Annotated in this window: 12 protein-coding genes; 3 read left to right on the forward strand and 9 right to left on the reverse strand. The window is 45.1% G+C overall.

Features of this window, described 5'->3' with window-relative positions; translation table 11 throughout:
- Positions 1-41: 41 nt before the first annotated feature.
- The 8 genes from putP to NLG07_RS07275 form a co-directional block, all read right to left on the reverse strand.
- A complete protein-coding gene (gene putP, locus NLG07_RS07240; protein ID WP_254854810.1) occupies positions 42-1,550 on the reverse strand; it encodes a sodium/proline symporter PutP in 1,509 nt (502 codons plus the stop codon).
- A 90-nt stretch (positions 1,551-1,640) separates the two neighbouring features.
- Positions 1,641-3,470 (reverse strand): DUF885 family protein, encoded by a 1,830-nt coding sequence (locus NLG07_RS07245; protein ID WP_254854811.1) that lies wholly within the window; start codon positions 3,468-3,470, stop codon positions 1,641-1,643.
- Between the two features lie 46 nt (positions 3,471-3,516).
- A complete protein-coding gene (locus tag NLG07_RS07250; RefSeq protein WP_254854812.1) occupies positions 3,517-5,208 on the reverse strand; it encodes a BatD family protein in 1,692 nt (563 codons plus the stop codon).
- Between the two features lie 3 nt (positions 5,209-5,211).
- Positions 5,212-7,173, reverse strand: a complete 1,962-nt coding sequence (locus NLG07_RS07255; protein ID WP_254854813.1) for a VWA domain-containing protein — start codon at positions 7,171-7,173, stop codon at positions 5,212-5,214.
- Positions 7,170-8,180, reverse strand: coding sequence for a VWA domain-containing protein (locus NLG07_RS07260; protein ID WP_254854814.1), 1,011 nt, complete (start codon positions 8,178-8,180; stop codon positions 7,170-7,172). Before NLG07_RS07260 ends, NLG07_RS07255 begins: the two co-directional genes overlap by 4 nt.
- A 13-nt stretch (positions 8,181-8,193) precedes the next feature.
- A complete protein-coding gene (locus tag NLG07_RS07265) occupies positions 8,194-8,703 on the reverse strand; it encodes a DUF4381 domain-containing protein (protein WP_254854815.1) in 510 nt (169 codons plus the stop codon).
- Positions 8,703-9,632 (reverse strand): DUF58 domain-containing protein, encoded by a 930-nt coding sequence (locus tag NLG07_RS07270; protein ID WP_254854816.1) that lies wholly within the window; start codon positions 9,630-9,632, stop codon positions 8,703-8,705. The genes NLG07_RS07265 and NLG07_RS07270 overlap by 1 nt, the downstream gene beginning before the upstream one ends.
- A gap of 2 nt (positions 9,633-9,634) precedes the next feature.
- On the reverse strand, positions 9,635-10,591 hold the full coding sequence (locus NLG07_RS07275) for a MoxR family ATPase (RefSeq protein WP_254854817.1): 957 nt from the start codon (positions 10,589-10,591) through the stop codon (positions 9,635-9,637).
- A gap of 236 nt (positions 10,592-10,827) precedes the next feature.
- Between NLG07_RS07275 and fadI the strand changes: the two genes are divergently transcribed.
- From fadI to NLG07_RS07290, 3 genes are all read left to right on the forward strand, one after another.
- The gene (gene fadI / locus NLG07_RS07280) at positions 10,828-12,138 is read left to right on the forward strand and encodes an acetyl-CoA C-acyltransferase FadI (protein ID WP_254854818.1); all 1,311 of its coding nucleotides are present in this window, start codon (positions 10,828-10,830) and stop codon (positions 12,136-12,138) included.
- A complete protein-coding gene (gene fadJ / locus NLG07_RS07285) occupies positions 12,138-14,255 on the forward strand; it encodes a fatty acid oxidation complex subunit alpha FadJ (RefSeq protein WP_254854819.1) in 2,118 nt (705 codons plus the stop codon). The genes fadI and fadJ overlap by 1 nt, the downstream gene beginning before the upstream one ends.
- A gap of 157 nt (positions 14,256-14,412) precedes the next feature.
- On the forward strand, positions 14,413-14,610 hold the full coding sequence (locus NLG07_RS07290) for a hypothetical protein (RefSeq protein ID WP_254854820.1): 198 nt from the start codon (positions 14,413-14,415) through the stop codon (positions 14,608-14,610).
- Positions 14,611-14,633: 23 nt separating this feature from the next.
- On the opposite strand, the gene NLG07_RS07295 is transcribed toward NLG07_RS07290, so the two are convergent.
- Positions 14,634-17,168 carry an insulinase family protein gene (locus NLG07_RS07295; protein ID WP_303049193.1) on the reverse strand — a complete coding sequence of 845 codons (2,535 nt, stop codon included), beginning with the start codon at positions 17,166-17,168 and terminating at the stop codon, positions 14,634-14,636.
- Positions 17,169-17,260 lie beyond the last annotated feature (92 nt).

Raw genomic sequence — 17,260 nt, forward strand, 5'->3', positions numbered from 1 at the left:
CTTTTTGTTATAGATAGACCAAATATCTATATCTATGTTGTTTACTCCGCCAATTTTTCTTCCATTTGTGTAAAGTGTGTCGATAACTTACCCGTTCCTTGAGGGCGTAATTTACTGACAATGACTAACGTAATAAGATTGGCGATGAAACCCGGCACAATACCATACAACCAATTTCCTGAAGGAACCCCATCAATAGTAATTGGACCATAGATCCAAAGTAATGTCACAAACGTGCCCATGAGCATCCCGGCAATGGCGCCATCACGTGAGAGTTTAGACCAATATAAACTCAGTAAAATCAATGGCCCAAAGGCGGCACCAAATCCTGCCCATGCATTACTGACTAAGTTCAAAATCGACTGATTCTCGCCAAAGGAAATGGCGACCGCGCATAAGGCGACAGAAAGCACGGCAAGGCGTGAAGCGATAACAAGTTCTTTGTCTGAAGCATTTTTGCGCCATAGTGCTTCGTAGATATCAGAGATAAGTGAACTTGAGGTCACCAGTAATTGTGAGGAAATCGTACTCATAATGGCCGCCAAAATTGCGGCTAATAAAAATCCAGCAATTAAAGGATGGAATAATACTTGTGATAGGACGATGAAGACGGTTTCCGGATCGTCTAAGGTCAAGGATGTTCCTGCCACATACGCCATACCAAATAGCCCAGTACTCAATGCGCCGAACAAGGCAATAATCATCCATGACATACCGACTTTACGTGCCGTTGGCATATCACTGACATGGCGTATTGCCATAAAACGAACGATGATATGCGGTTGTCCAAAGTAGCCCAAACCCCAAGACATCAAAGATACGATGGCAATTGCCGACAGTGCTTCACTACTGCCTACCGCAGTAAATAAAGAAAAATAGTTACTATCAATGGCGTTAATTGCTGAAATGGTATCGCCAACACCACCGAGTTCAAAGATCACCACAGTTGGCACTAATACCAAAGCAATGAGCATTAAGCAGCCTTGCACAAAGTCAGTGAGCGAGACCGCCATAAAACCACCAAATAGGGTATAGGTGACCACTACACCAGCGGTAATCAGCACCCCATATTCATAGGCTAAGCCAAAGGAGGAATCAAATAACTTACCACCGGCGACAATTCCAGATGATGTGTACAAAGTAAAAAACAAAATAATGACAATCGCCGATACGATACGCAAGATGTGTGATGAATCCGCAAAGCGTTCAGCAAAATAATCTGGAATGGTAATGGCATTATTGGCGACTTGCGTGTAAACACGTAAACGCGGTGCGACATACAAATAATTACACCATGCGCCCAGCACTAAACCAATCGCTATCCAGCTACTCGATACCCCTGAGATATACATGGCGCCAGGTAATCCAAGTAACATCCAGCCACTCATGTCCGAAGCCCCTGCAGACAGAGCGACCACTGCAGGTGACAGTTTACGCCCACCCAATAAGTAGCCTTCCATATCAGAACTGGCGTTGCGATAGGCAAACAGACCTATGCCGAGCATGGCAATAAAATAAATGGCGAGTGATAGAAGGACTTCAAATTGCATCGAATTCTCGAGTTATTATTTTTATTAATAACCCGAGTATAGCGAAGTTGGGCAGGGTGGTGCAATCCTACAGGCATCCACCCAAGATACTTACCGCGCCGCAATCCAGTTATCTATCTTTTGCGCCAATATATTGAGCGGCACGGGCCCGTCCTTCAGTACTTCATCATGGAAGCCTTTGAGGTCAAATTGGTCCCCTAATTCAGCTTCTGCTTTGGCGCGTAACTTTTGGATCTCCAGTTTGCCTATCATGTAAGCGGTAGCTTGGCCGGGTAACGCAATATAACGCTCAATCGCCTTGACCGCATCGTATTCAGAGTTTGGCGTATTCTCTACGAGATACGCGATGGCTTCTTTGCGTGACCAGCGTTTGGCATGAAGGCCTGTGTCGACGACTAAGCGACAGGCTCGCCATAACTCCATTGCCAAACGGCCAAAGTCAGAATAAGGGTCTTGATAAAAGCCCATTTCCTTTGGTAACTCTTCTGTATATAAGCCCCAGCCTTCGGTGTAGGCGGTAAACGATGCGTATTTTTGAAATTCTGGGATCCCTTCTAACTCTTGAGTGATTGCACGCTGCATATGGTGTCCGGGGATCCCTTCGTGATAGGCCAACGCTTCCATTTGATAAGAAGGCATGACACTCATGTCATATAAATTCGCGTAATAGATACCCGGTCGTGAGCCGTCTTGCGATGGCGATTGATAAAACGCTTTACCTGCCGATTGTTCGCGGAACGGCTCGACGCGCTTAATGATCATCTCCGCTTTGGGAATGAGCCCAAAATACTCTGGGATTTTTTGCTCCATCGCATCGATATATGCCTTGGCATCTCGCATGTAAGCCTCACGACCGGCATCGCTATCTTCATAATAAAATTGCGGATCGGTACGCATAAAGTCAAAGAATTCTGACAAACTGCCAGCAAAACCCACTTGTGCCATGATTTGACGCATATCGTTATGAATGCGTTGGACGTGATATAAACCGAGTTCATGGATTTCTTCTGCGGTTAAATCGGTTGTGGTGTACCATGCTAAGCGATTTTGATACCACTTATCTCCATCAGGTAAGCGCCACACGCCATCGCCTTCAGGGCTCAATAGACGTTGCTTGGTTAATTCGCTCATGAGCTTTTCGTAAGCCGGCAGAACCTTGTTGATTAAGGCACTTCGGGCTTGGTCAAGTAAACGATTGCGCTCAGCGTCTGACAGGTCTAGGGTTGCTACTTTTTTCTGAAAGTCTGCCCATATAGTCGAATCTTGCTCGCCTTCCACGAAGGGAGCGCCGCTGATCACGTTACGCGCGGCTTGCAACATTTGGTCGTATGACCATTTTGGAGGAAATACTCCCGCTTCCTCACGCAAACGCAGTTGCGTAATTAACTGGTCGAAAAAGGACTCTACACCGTTGAGTCGAGTGATGTATGCGTCTGCATCACTGACTTCACTAATACGATGAATATTGATTAAGAAACTCGGCACAAAAGTGTGTGCGCCCCAAAACTGATTAATGATGTACGTATGGTAACGAAATGCATCGTTGGCGAGTTGACGCTCGATATCCATGATGTAGATATCTAAACTAAGTTGTTCTTGTTGCGATAAACCATTGCGGTCAAACTGCCGTGCCTTGGCCAGACGAGCTTGCAAACGCGCAATGTCTTCATTTGTCGCCGCATCGCTGATATCGTCCCATTGGTCGTAGTTGTCTTTGAGCCCTTGATAAGACTGACGAATTGGGGAGCTGGCCAAATCTTCTTGGTAGCTTTGCGCAAAAAACTCATTCAGCGCTATGCTTTGAGCAGAGGCTTGTGGTTGTGCAGTTGAGGCCGTTGTTGACCTTGGGGCTTCGCTACACCCGGCCGTGCCTAAAATGATTGCTAAACTGATCGCACTTAGAGTCGTTTTTGTTGGCATCAGTGTTCTCCTGTTATTTTTTTAAGTCATATAATGTAAGTGTTGGCTAAGTGTTCGGATAAAGAGCCGGCAAGCCGTTGCTAGATGTTTGTTTAAGCAGTTGCTTACGGTGAGTCGTCGCCCAAACGGTTATCGTTTGATAATCTGCTGTGCTCAGCGTGCCATGTTGGTAGCGCTGTGCATAAAACATATTTAACCATTGGCTAAACTCATCGTCTTTGACTAAGGGAATGTATTGAACAAGCTTAGCTTGCTTCGGATACCAGCACATTAGCCAGTTTTGTAAAGCGTGTTCCACCGTATCGGCTTGCTCTGCTTTTATCGCGTTGAGTAAATATTTGAATTGAGTGGTTTCTTCCAACGAACGTTCTTCCGGTTTCTTTGTTTTTACTCGAGCGATACTGCGGGCGGGGCGCGTTAGTAATGCCCAAAACAGAAGAATCAACAAAACACCACTTAATACTTGCCAATACAATACGCGTTGATACCAAACGGTGTCTAATGTGCCTTGAACTGTTGCTGCAGGAGGTAATACAACAGTTTGCGGTAATACCGGTTGAAGATTGGTTTGCGCTGTTGCTGGATTTGGCTTGACCTGAATACTGCGTGCGGGAATACTGGCAAACTCGGTTGTGCCTGTCAGTGTATTAAACCAAGGGACTTTAATGTCTGGCAGAACAAATGACCCTGCACGACTCGGTACCAGCGCATAAGTTTCAACGCGTTGTGAAATGACGTTGTTATCTTTAACAATTGAATTGACCTGTGCTTGATCAGAATACGCTTTGACGTCTGGCGGTAAACGCGGTTCTAAATCTGGCAAAAGCGACTTGTCGACGCCAAGAGCGGATAATGTAATGGTGCGCGTAATGGGCTCACCTACGACAAAGTTATCTGTTGCATCAGACCATTCTTCATTGATCTGCACAAATTCACTTGGCAGCCATGGGTGTGGATAATTAGCTGGGATCGGTTGCACATCGAGTGATACTTCCGGTCCTAGCTGATTTACGGGTTTACTAGGGTTAAACAATCCGCCAAAGCTGCCGCGATTACGCGTGCGTACAGCACCTTCAAAAATGGGCGCAGGGATGGTCAGCGGGCCAGAAACTTGTGGAATAATGGAGTATGTGCGTTCGACCATACGGTAGCGTTTCCCATTTTGAATAATATTCGCTTCAGTGTCCTCACCCATTTGTTCCATGATGACATTTTCAAGCGGTTGCACTTGTAATGAGCCTCGCTCTAGTTCAACCGCCAAGTAGAGTTTTACCGTATAAGTAAATTGTTGCATAACATAGCCACTTTCGGGCAATAACTCTGCGGTCATAAAAATGTCCCGCATATCTTGATTAGCGCTCGTGTTGGCAGGCATGACCATGAGCTCAATCGGTTCAGAAAGGATATTGTTTACGTTTAAAGCGGGTATGGTCAGTAAGCCCTCTCGGCGGGGAAACAACAAGGTCGTCCAAGTCGTCGTAATGGTACGAGACAAGTTGATGATCTGAGTATGAGAAGAGACCGAAGTGCGTATGACTTTAAAGTCCTTTTCTAACACACTGGTGTCAAACGCGTCACGAGGCAGACTGGCATTGGCAACGACGGTCAAGGTGATGGATTCATCCGCCATGACCGGGTTTTTATCAACCGTGGCAGTGAGCGTATCAAATGCCCAAACCGGGTTGCTTAGAAACAGAAACAGGCATAGTAAAAATCGATAATGCAGTCGGTAAAACACAGATTACCACTCCTTTTTATTGGTGTTAGGTAAGCGTTGGCGCTGTCTTTGTTGATGTTCAAGTTGCATTTTGCGTTTGAGTAAGTACCCAGGATCATCAGGCACTTTATTGAGTAAACTTTGCATACGCTCTTGTTGTTCTCTCTGTTCGGGAGTTAATGGTTCCGAACTTTGCGCCATGGGTTGTTCTTGTGTCTCATTGTGTTGCTCTGATTCGCTTTCTCGATTGTTTTGGGATGCGTCATCAGCATTATCTTCGTTTGGTTCTGGTTGCGTTTGCGATTCAGTTTGCGACTCGTCTTGTGATGCTTCATTTTGCTTAGCGTCAGCTTGGTTCTGGTTATTTTGTTGCTGCTCGGGTTGTTGATCAGAAGACGGCTGTTCTGAATTAGACTCTTGAGATTGAGAGTCTTGTTCCTGATTTTGTTGGTCTTGTGACTCATCCGAGTTTTGGTCTTGACCATCTTGCGATTGTTGCTGTGGCGGCATATTCTCTAAAAATAATTCAAGCGCTTCTTTAGCGTCTTGCGCAACTTGTAATGAGGGATCTAACGCAAGGGCAGCGTCATAAGCGGCAAGTGCTTCCTCATATTGTTGGAGAGAAGCCAGTGCGTTACCTGTGTTATAGCGACCTACCGCTGATTCATCCTGCGCAAATAATGGCAAAGCTTGATCGTACAATCCTTGTTGGTATAAAGCATTAGCTTGCCATTGCACGTCATCGAATAATTCCTGTGCACGGGCAAAATCTTCGTTTTGATAAGCTGCCAGTGCTTGTTGCGCACGATTTTTTAAGCGTTTTGGTAAAACCGACAAAGGGTCGCTTACTCGGATCTCTTGTGCCGCACTGGGCGGGGGCACGAGTGCATTAGTTATTGCATTGGGCGTCTGGCTTTGTGCGATTGCGCTAGGGCTTTGTGGCAATAACCACACCATGCATAAAACAAACAGCCATTGTGGGCGCATACTCCAAAGTAACACTACCAAAACAGGAAGTAATAAATATGGCCCAAGTTCATACCATTTGTCGTTTTGTGTTTCTAATATACTCGATACGTTATCTGGAATCGCTTCAAGGGTGCTCTTAATAGCATTGATATCATCCTCGTTGGGCAACAATGGCGTAAATACACCGCGACCTACTCGTGCAAGTTTGGCTAATTCGTCATATTCTACTCTAGGGATCACAATGGCGCCTGCGTTATCTTTGAGCATCTGACCATTAAGCTGTTGTATGGGTGCTCCATTTTCAGTACCAACCGCAATGACCGAGACACTGAATTCAGAGTTGCGCAGTAGTTTGGTTAAAGAGGGTATTTGTTCGTAATCTACGCCATCGGTCAGCCATACAATGTGTCCTTGTTGATAACCTGCTTGTTGCAATAATTCAAATGCTGCTTCAAGCGCATACTGTGGTTCAGAGCCGAACACAGGCATGAGCTCGGGGCGCAATGATGGGATCAACGCATTGAGATTTTTCCCGTCTTGAGTGATCGGGCTGATGACAAAGGCATCCCCAGCGTACGCAACTAACCCAATATTGGCTTCTGGATTGGCATTGATATAGTCCATTGCTTTGTAGCGAGCTTGGCTCAAGCGATTGGGTTTTAAATCACCGGCGCGCATCGACAAGGACATATCCATCACGATAACTTGCCCGATTTGCGCTTGATAAGTTGGCTGGGGAATTTGTTGCACTGTCGGGCCAGCTAAGGCTAGCACGGTGAGCACTAAACAGGTAATGACGGCACCATGTCGAGGTTTGCGCACTTGATGTTTTGTGGTGGCTTGAGATTGGGTCAAAAAGGCCAGTAGCACAGGATTGAATAATCGATTCACAGACATCGTTTCTGCTTTGGCTCGACAAAAGATGGCATAAACACCAATCAGTAATGGCAATACCCACAACCACTGGGGACGCAAAAAATGAAATTGTTCGAGCCATAATTGCCAGGTAACGTTCATACTGGTAATCTCCAACGGAATTGGCGCTGACAGGCTGCCAACCCCCACCACAGAAGCAAACATGATAAAGCAAATAACACACCATAGTAGAATAAACTGCGCTGAGGGCGAATGGTTTGTGATTCATCCACAATGGGTTCAATGCGGTTCAATATGGCATATATTTGCTGTAATTCTTGGGTGTCTCGCGCGCGAAAATATTGACCACCTGTGTCACTCGCAATACGCGTCAAAAGGACTTCATCTAATTCTGCCGAAGGGTTCACCGCGCGTTGCCCAAACAGCGAGTTTACAATCATGCGATCAGCGCCAACACCGATTGGATAGATGGTGAGATTTTCTGCTATGGCTAATTCCAAGGCTTGTTCGGGGGTAATATTGCCTGCGGTATTTTGACCATCTGTCAGTAAGATCAGTACTTTTTTGGAGACGTTTCTACCTTGCAAACGCTTTGCCGCTAGCCCGATAGCATCACCTATAGCCGTTGATTCCCCAACCAGACCTAATACCGTATCATCGAGTAAAGTCTGTACGGTTGCTCGGTCAAAGGTAAGGGGGGCTTGCAAGTAAGCAGTATCGGCAAAAAGAATTAACCCTAGGCGATCCCCAACCCGTTGAGCGATGAAGTCGGACAGAACGTGTTTGACCATGACCAGACGGTCAACAGCTTGGCCATTCACTTCCATATCTTGAGTTTGCATTGAGCCAGATAAGTCCACGGCAATGAACATATCCCGGCCTTCTTGTGGTAAGGCTATCGGCTCGCCATAAAAAGTAGGGCGCATTAAGGCAAAAATCAAACCACTCCAAACCGCTGTAAACAATAACCAGCGCAGCCATAACGAACGCTGCTCACTGCTTCCCACACTGGTTTGACTGATATTCATATAACCTGGGATGAAGATGGGTTTAGTTTGACTGATGTGTTTGCGGCGGTGACGGAACAACCAAAACAACAGAATTGGTACTGGCCATAATAATGCCATGTACCCCCATAAAAAAGACATGTTCTCCCACCAACTAAGCATGGTATACCTCGCGTTTAGATGGGCGGCACAACAACCAGTTAAAACCAGGGATCCCGTAATCAACCCAATGTAGGCAGGCTTTGTGAGCAGCCTCAGTATAGGTGATTTCTTCACGGTAAATCGACGTTGTTAAAAGCTCTGCAACGGGGGCAAACTGGGCCTGGCGACGACCTAAAGCACGAGATAAAAACTCACTCCACTGCTCGCCAGTATAAGATTTAATGTGTTCACCGTAGTAGGCAATGGCGAGGCGCTTTAAGATTTGGTTCGCCATCTGTAACGAGTCTTCGCCAGATAATAATTGTGCTAATTCGCGCCGTGCATGATTGCGTTGCTTGATATGTTGTCGATAAAGCTTGATGGCTATCCAGAGGTATATTATAAAACCGATTAACAGCAACACGATGAGAGATAACAACCACGAGGGCGGAAACCAAGCGATGTTCTCAGGAGTTAGCGTGTTATGTGGTGGTATGAACACTTCAGGTGTGAGGTTTTGCATCACCCCTCTCCTTGGAATGTATGCAAGGTATTGAGCTGGTCAACAAGCATTTTTGATGTTTCAAGAGAAAACACCGTCAAACCAAGTTGCTTGAGCGTTTCTGCAACGTCTCGCGTTACGTCGTGGCTCGAACTTAAACCGAACGTACGTTCTGCCGTGGAATACCCATCCGTAACCGTTAGTTGAATCGGCTCAGCTAAAGCATTTGACTCAAATGGATCCGATATCGCGAAGCAACGAACTTCACAGCGTCGTCGTAATTGCTGCAATAATCCTTTTGTGAGATTATCAAGGTGGTTAAAATCACTAATGAGATTGACCTGTGACCCTGGTTTTGCAAGGTAACTGAGGCGTGTTAGGCTTTCAGCTAATGCGTCTCGATTTGGGTCAACTTGCAAAGGTTGAGTTTGCTGCAAGTGGCAAGTTTGTTGTAATAAATGCAATAAAGTAGCGGTGCGATTAGCAGGCTTAATTTCACGATGCTCGAGACTGTTAAAGACCAAGCCACCTATACGGTCACCACGATGTTTGGCTTGCCAAGCCAGAAATGCGAGGAGATGTCCTGCCAATACAGATTTTAATTGCAAAGATGAACCAAACTGCATGGAAGCTGAGACATCACACAGCAAAAACACCGGACGTTCTCGCTCTTCTCTAAAAACTTTGGTATGGGCCTTGCCCGTTCGTGCCGTCACACGCCAATCAATTGCCCGAATATCATCACCGGGCTGGTAGTGACGAGCTTCATCAAATTCCATCCCACGACCTTTATGCTTGGATAGATATCCGCCAGACATTTGTCCGGTACGACGCGCGCGCATACTCGAAGCTATCGATTGCACAACGCCCTGATACGCCATCAACATTGGCATATGCAAAGACACGGCATCTGCAGCCTTTAGTTCAGATAATGCAGCGGCAGTGTGCATGGTTAGGGCACCGCGACGTTTGCCAAAATATTGTCCAACACACCATTGACCGATACACCATTTGCTTGGGCTTCATAGGTCAAAGGTAGACGATGTCGCATGACATTGTGAAACACCGCTTGCACGTTATCGGGCGCCACAAAATCCCGACCTTGCAGGTAAGCATGAGCTCTGGCACAGCGCTCTAGGGCAATGGTGGCTCGCGGTGAAACACCCATCGCTATGTAGTTTTTGAGTTGTTTGTGGTATTTATCAGGATGGCGAGTCGCCATGACCAGTTGTACGATATATTCTTCAATTTGTGGCTGTACATGTAAACTCAATACATCTTGGCGCGCTTGCATAATAGTCGCCTGCGAGAGCGCCATTGGCTTGGCTTGACCTTGGTGTAAATCCTCACGACGCGTAAGGCGCAGTATTTCAAGTTCAGTTTGCGCATCGGGGTAGTCAATTTCAATATGCATCAAGAATCGGTCTAGTTGCGCTTCTGGAAGTGGGTAAGTGCCTTCTTGTTCTAACGGGTTTTGCGTCGCCATTACTAAGAACAATTCGGATAAATCATAGGTTTTGTTGCCAACCGTTATCTGTCTTTCTGCCATAGCTTCTAGCAAAGCGGATTGAACTTTTGCGGGCGCACGGTTGATTTCGTCGGCCAGTACTAAGTTGTGAAAAAGGGGACCAGATTGGAAAACAAATTCACCCGTTTCCGGACGAAATATATCGGTACCCGTTAAATCGGCTGGTAATAAATCAGGGGTAAATTGCACACGATGAAAATCACCTTCAATCCCATCTGCAAGGGCGTTAATGGCACGAGTTTTTGCCAATCCTGGCGGGCCTTCTACGAGTAAGTGGCCATCAGCTAACAATGCGATGAGCATGTTTTGCGTCAAACTCGTTTGACCGACAACTTGTTGATTGAGGTAAGCTTGTAAAGGCTCAAAATCAGTATACGCCATCTGTGCGTGTTCCTTTTTGTTGTTTTATCGTCATCAACTTTACACGTATATATAAGGTTTCTGAGTATAAAATCAAAGGGTTATTGCGGATAAATTGTTGCAAAACGTGTTATTGCCAAAATAAAACTGGCAAATCCCCATAAGTTTTGTAGAATACGACCATAGAGTTAGAGGTCTGACCACTTAGGTTTGGGCTCTCCACGATCAAAATAAATAGTACTTGCACAGGAAATAATATGAGCATATTGCAAACGAATAAGACGCAAAAAGGAGATCGCGTTGCCATCGTAGCTGGCTTACGTACCCCTTTTGTCAAAATGGCGACCGATTTTCATGGTGTGCCAGCGGTTGACCTCGGCAAAATGGTTGTGAACGAGTTATTAACTCGAAACGAAATCAATCCGCAAGCGATCCAACAATTGGTCTATGGGCAGGTGGTCCAAATGCCAGCAGCACCTAATATTGCCAGAGAGATTGTTTTAGGAACTGGCATGCAGACTCATACTGACGCTTATTCCGTTTCGCGTGCCTGTGCTACGAGTTTTCAATCTACAGTGAATGTTGCTGAGTCAATTTTGCTTGGGAATATCGATATAGGTGTTGCGGGCGGCGCTGATTCGACCTCGGTCTCCCCCATTGGTGTAAGTAAAAAGCTAGGTCGAGCACTGGTCGATCTGCAAAAAGCCAAAACATTTGGGCAACGCTGGCAGATTTTCAAGCGTTTAGGGCTTAAGGATTTAATACCGGTGCCGCCTGCGGTCGCAGAATATTCTACGGGACTGAGCATGGGCGATACCGCAGAGCAGATGGCCAAGACTCATGGTATTACTCGAGCTGAGCAAGATGCACTCGCGCACCGTTCGCACACATTGGCGGCGCAAAATTGGCGAGCGGGTCACATGACTCAAGAAGTCATGACAGCCTATCCTGAACCCTATAAAAAAGCCGTAACCCAAGATAATACAGTGCGCATGGATTCGGTCTTGGATTCATACGCCAAATTACGCCCGACGTTTGATCGACGCTATGGTTCAGTCACTGCAGGCAATGCGACGCCTTTAACAGACGGTGCTTCGGCTGTTTTGCTGATGAATGAAAGCAAAGCCAAGGCATTGGGCTATGCACCTTTGGGATATATTAAAAGTTATGCTTTTGCCGCCATCGATGTGTGGTCAGATATGTTAATGGGGCCTTCTTATGCGACGCCACTGGCACTTGCTCGAGCAGGAATGGCACTATCGGATCTGACTTTAATTGAAATCCATGAAGCATTTGCTGCCGTCGCATTAGCGAATATGAAGATGTTCGAGTCAGATAAATTTGCGCGTGAAAAGCTGGGTCGGGATAAAGCCATCGGCAGTATTGATATGGATAAGGTAAATGTACAGGGCAGTTCGATTGCTTATGGCCATCCATTTGCTGCTACGGGGACACGAATGATTACGCAAATGCTCAATGAATTACAACGACGTGGTGGGGGCACCGGATTGTTAACAGCTTGCGCTGCCGGTGGCCTCGGTGCCGCAATGATAGTGGAGACAGAATAATGAGTCAGGCATTTAGCATTCAAAAAAATGAAAACGGCGTTGCTATCGTCAGCATCGATGTGCCGAATGAAACGATGAACGTATTAAAAGCCGAGTTTTCAGAGCAAATCACTCAAGTGCTAGATGATCTTGAGCAGGATAATTCGGTGCAAGGTGTGGTCGTCATCAGTGGCAAAGATAATTCGTTTGTTGCCGGTGCCGATGTCAGCATGCTCGAAGCGTGTCAAACGGCGCAACAGGCCACCTCCATAGCACGTGGCGGACAAGATATATTCGACCGTATTGAACAATTTGCCAAACCAGTGGTTGCGGCAATTCATGGACCTGCACTAGGCGGTGGTTTAGAGCTCGCCTTGGCCTGTCATATTCGGGTCTGTTCCGATGACAGCAAGACCGTAATGGGCCTACCTGAAGTTCAGCTTGGTTTGCTTCCCGGCAGTGGTGGAACACAACGTTTACCAGCGCTGATCAGTGTGCAAAAAGCCATGACGATGATGCTTACCGGAAGTCAGCAACGACCGAAACAAGCCCTAAAAGCCGGTATCGTAGACCATGTTGTACCGCGCAGTATTTTGTTAGAAAAAGCTCAAGAGCTCGCTCTGGCGGGTAAGCCCAAACGTCGTAAACCCAAGCTAACCCTCGTACAGAAACTATTAGAAAGAACTCCTATTGGCCGAAATGTCTTATTTAGTCAGGCGCGTAAGCAAACGTTAAAGAAAACTCAAGGTAACTATCCGGCTCCTATGGCCATTATCGATTGTATCGAGACGGGCTTGCGCAAAGGCCGACGCAAAGGTCTTGACATTGAGTCACAACAGTTTGGTGAATTAGTCATGACGAGTGAATCCAAAGCGTTACGCAGTGTGTTTTTTGCTACGACTGAAATGAAAAAGGAAACCGGTGTAGAGGGTGTTGAGCCGGCCAAGGTCAATAAAGTTGGGGTGTTAGGAGGAGGCTTAATGGGCGGTGGTATCGCCTATGTCACAGCAACCAAAGCTAAACTACCAGTACGCTTAAAAGACATTGCACCGGAAGGGATCAAAAATGCCTTAAATATGGCTTATCAACTACTTAATAAGCGTGTGAAACGCAAAATTATGCGACATAGCGAAATGCAGGCCCAGATGGCACGTATTACCGGTACGACCGATTACTCTGGATTTAAAGATGCTGATGTTGTGATTGAAGCGGTATTTGAAAACCTAGAACTCAAACAACAGATGGTCGCTGATGTCGAATCGCATTGTGCTGAGCATACGATTTTTGCATCGAATACTTCGTCTATTCCGATTGGAGATATCGCAGCCAAAGCTGTGCGTCCAGAGCAGGTAATAGGCCTACATTACTTCTCTCCAGTGGACAAGATGCCCTTAGCTGAAATCATTCCACATGCAGGCACTTCTCCTAAAACCATTGCGACAACGGTTGCTGTGGCAAAAGCGCAAGGCAAGACGCCAATAGTGGTAAAAGATGGAGCTGGTTTTTACGTGAATCGCATCTTAGCGCCTTACATGATTGAAGCCGCGCAAATGATCCTCAATGGTGAGCCCATTGATAAAATTGACCGAACCTTGGTCAAATTTGGCTTTCCAGTCGGCCCTGTTAAATTGTTAGATGAAGTGGGTATTGACGTTGGAACCAAGATTATTCCATTTTTACAAGCTCAATTCGGCGATCGGTTCATCTCACCTGATGCGTTTGCCAAGGTGTTAGACGACGATCGCAAAGGTAAGAAAAACAGCCGGGGCTTCTATGATTATTCAGCTCAGAGCAAAGGCAAAAACGTCGATAACGAGATTTATTCTTTGCTGAATATCACTCCCGACGCACGTTTACAAAGCGAAGAAATTATCCAGCGCAGCGTGTATTTGCTTCTCAATGAAGCGGCGATGTGTTTGGATGAAGGGGTCATTCAATCTCCGCGCGATGGCGATATCGGTGCTATCTTTGGCATAGGCTTTCCGCCATTCACGGGAGGTCCATTCCGTTACATGGATAGCATAGGGATTGCGACATTAGTTGAACGTTTAGAAGCGTTTGCTCGAGTGCATGGTGAGAAATTCACACCAGCACCAATTTTGGTCAAAATGTCAGCGGAAAATAGCACATTTTATTAATAATGAGTTAATTAAATGTAATTTTTGAAGGGTTTATTTGTTAAAATAATTAAAAGCCTTAAATGTAATCGATATCTTACATCAAAATAGCCTATAGTCTGCTTTTTCTTTGTTTATTTCTGTCTTATAATGAGACAGAAATTAATAGAGAAAGCAGATGTTTTATATAATATTGTTGTTTTTGACATGTTCGCTGTATTTTTATATTGAATCGTTCAAAAGTGCTCTTTCAGCACGTCGATGGGGAACGCTAGGTATCTTGTTGGGTCCAATGGCCATTCCAATGTTTATGATGGCGCAACACGTTGCGATGCGCAAAGCATCTGGATATAACAACCTTATTTTGAAAGCATAAGTTTATTTTCTATAAACCTTCTACTATTCGTTTATCTGAACCCACAAGTGTGGTGAGGTAAACGATAGTTTGCTGGCTAGTTCTGGATATTCCTCCATATTCGCTAATTCATCACAACGATCTACCATTTTTTGATTGAACTCTATTCCTTCAGGCTTGCCAAGCATCATCCAGAAGTAGTTTGCCTGGATGGAAAATTCGCATTGTGGGATCGCTAAACTTCGCTTTAGGTGCGGAAGGACGCTTTTGATGGTCTCCATATCTAGTTGCTCGTGACATTGCTTCACAAAAATCTCGATCAGCGCCTTTACTTTTTGTGAATCGTCATTGTGTACGACGTATAATAATATTCCAGGACAACCTTTGTGAGTCAAATAAGAAACATTGCATTCATAACCGAGTTGATGTTCTTGACGAATGAAGTTAAAAAAAGCGTTCTGCAACAACATTGATACGATCATCCAATCAATATGCTCATAGATATTCGAAGTTGTCGAATAAAGAAGGCAACCAGTGTAAGTGTGTTCGACGTGATTTTGTTTGGCTTTAAATCGAAGTGAAAGGCATTGCTTGACGAGCGGATTTTGTGCACTTGTGGTATGCATGTAGGGGGCGCTTGGACTCAAAACACCTGATAATTTCTGAATAAAATCATCACTATAGCTTCCGTAAACCATGATTTCTGATTTCGCTAGGGCAAAAAAATTCTTTAGCGATATTTCAGCTTGCTGTGGCTCAAGAGCTAATAAAGCCGTCTGTTTCTCTGCCGCAGAAAGTTGTGGGGAGAAGGTTTGGGCAATCGCGTTCAGTGCAAAGGACTCAATATTCTGTATATCAGAAGTATTCAGGTTTTGGTAAACATGTTGCTTTAATTGTTGCCATTGAGCCGGGGCTAATTGTGTAAATATGTTGGTTTGAGTCATGACACTGAGCAAGTGATTAACTAAGTTATTTGCAATATCAAGCGGCGCGCGAAAATGTAAGGTCATCCCGTGTTGTTGAGCGTAGAATCGTACCTGACAGCCAAGTGCTTGGGCACAAAATTGAATAAATTGTGGTGTTGTTGTCAGATACGCGATCGATAACTTAATCGCAAGTTGACAGGCTAAAGACAAATCAGCGTGATTCAATCCTATATAACACTCGGTTAATTGTGCCGCATGCTCGGCATGGATAGCAGTCACCCCGACTTGATCTGAAATATGCTCTTTTATCACAGGTCCCGTTGCAGCAGAGTTCGTCAATAGTGGATTTAAAAAATAAAACTTCAACGCCTCATCTTGACATAGTTGGTCATTTACCAGGTTGGGTACGTTCAAATCTTCAATTTGATAGCGAGTTTTGTAATATGGAGTCACATAAATTGGGTGTTGTTCAACCCCACATTCTTCTGAGGAACATATAAATAACACTCGAGCGCGTGATGTAATGCACTGATTTACGATATCCTGAGTGGCTTTTAGCAGCGCTGAATTTATTGGCTGTGTGCATGAGGCTAGTTGGTTTATTGCAGCGAACCTACTGCGTGTTTTTTGGACTTGGTACCAATAAACGTCAGGTGCAGTAACCAAGTTAATGTGTTCAAATAGCTTAAATATGACAGAAATAATACGAGTGCGTTGTAATACGCCTTTTGCACTAAGCGAAAGGTGCAAGTTGAGACCAATATGTGATGGGATCGCTTGGTTTTTCTCTAGGTGGAACCGAGTGATCAAACCTTGTTGTTGTAACTGGGTAAGGCAAAAATTGGGAGGGGAATAATTTATGATCCAAAGCAACAGTTCAATAGCCTCATTACTCTGGGTTTCAATGACAAAGTGAACAATCAACTTTGGCATCGATGTGGGTAGATCAATGCGAATCAAACGTTGACATTCATCTTCAGTGAAAGCCGGTGGTAATTCAGGTTCTTTATGCCCTCTAATGAATGTCGGACACATTTCAGAGCTCAGCAATGATGCATGAATTTGTTGAGAGATAACATTGTTGAGAGCGTCTGAAACCACAGGGACATAACAGGTAAATTGCAAAAGACTAATGGCTCGTTTTAACCATTGGTCAATGTATTGAGTGAGTTGCTGTTCGGATAGTTGGGCAAAGGTTTCAGCATTACCGGTACTGAATTTTGTGAAAGGATGCTTGGGGTTACAAGTAACCTTATCCACTTCTTGTAAGCGCCTAATTGGATCATTGCTACCGTGACTAAACTCTTGTGCAATGGTGTTGATTTCCAGAGAAACAATATTCGCCTCAACAGTAAAATGAGTTAAGTAGTTAATAAATAGTTCAAGAATTTTGGGTATTTCTGATTCGTTACAAAGCACATCAAATACCACTTCGCAGGGGCTTGTCTTAGCTGATGGCGCCTGTCCATATTGGGTAAAAAGGGTATTCAATCCATCCACATCAGAATTGCCACGCATCAGCAAGTGTTCACACAAATGCGCCAAACCAGGACAATCACTCGGATCGCTAAAGTACCCAGACATAATACTAATGGACACACCACTTTGTTGCGCTTGGACTATTCTTAAATGACGGGAATCAAATGTATTCACAGTTGTAAATACCCATATTGTGAGTGGCAATGATATCTTACAGCACTGAACAAAAATGCCTGATACTGAAGTCTATAGGTATAAAGTATCAG

It is taken from the genome of Alteromonas sp. LMIT006 (genome assembly GCF_024300645.1).
GTDB lineage: Bacteria > Pseudomonadota > Gammaproteobacteria > Enterobacterales > Alteromonadaceae > Opacimonas > Opacimonas immobilis.

Bases quoted from the DNA above. Each gene is read 5' to 3' on its own strand.
- fadI (WP_254854818.1), top strand. From the start codon at position 10,828: ATGAGCATATTGCAAACGAATAAGACGCAAAAAGGAGATCGCGTTGCC.
- putP (WP_254854810.1), bottom strand. From the start codon at position 1,550: ATGCAATTTGAAGTCCTTCTATCACTCGCCATTTATTTTATTGCCATG.
- NLG07_RS07255 (WP_254854813.1), bottom strand. From the start codon at position 7,173: ATGAACGTTACCTGGCAATTATGGCTCGAACAATTTCATTTTTTGCGT.
- NLG07_RS07265 (WP_254854815.1), bottom strand. From the start codon at position 8,703: ATGCAAAACCTCACACCTGAAGTGTTCATACCACCACATAACACGCTA.
- NLG07_RS07245 (WP_254854811.1), bottom strand. From the start codon at position 3,470: ATGCCAACAAAAACGACTCTAAGTGCGATCAGTTTAGCAATCATTTTA.
- fadJ (WP_254854819.1), top strand. From the start codon at position 12,138: ATGAGTCAGGCATTTAGCATTCAAAAAAATGAAAACGGCGTTGCTATC.
- NLG07_RS07275 (WP_254854817.1), bottom strand. From the start codon at position 10,591: ATGGCGTATACTGATTTTGAGCCTTTACAAGCTTACCTCAATCAACAA.
- NLG07_RS07270 (WP_254854816.1), bottom strand. From the start codon at position 9,632: ATGCACACTGCCGCTGCATTATCTGAACTAAAGGCTGCAGATGCCGTG.
- NLG07_RS07260 (WP_254854814.1), bottom strand. From the start codon at position 8,180: ATGTCTTTTTTATGGGGGTACATGGCATTATTATGGCCAGTACCAATT.
- NLG07_RS07290 (WP_254854820.1), top strand. From the start codon at position 14,413: ATGTTTTATATAATATTGTTGTTTTTGACATGTTCGCTGTATTTTTAT.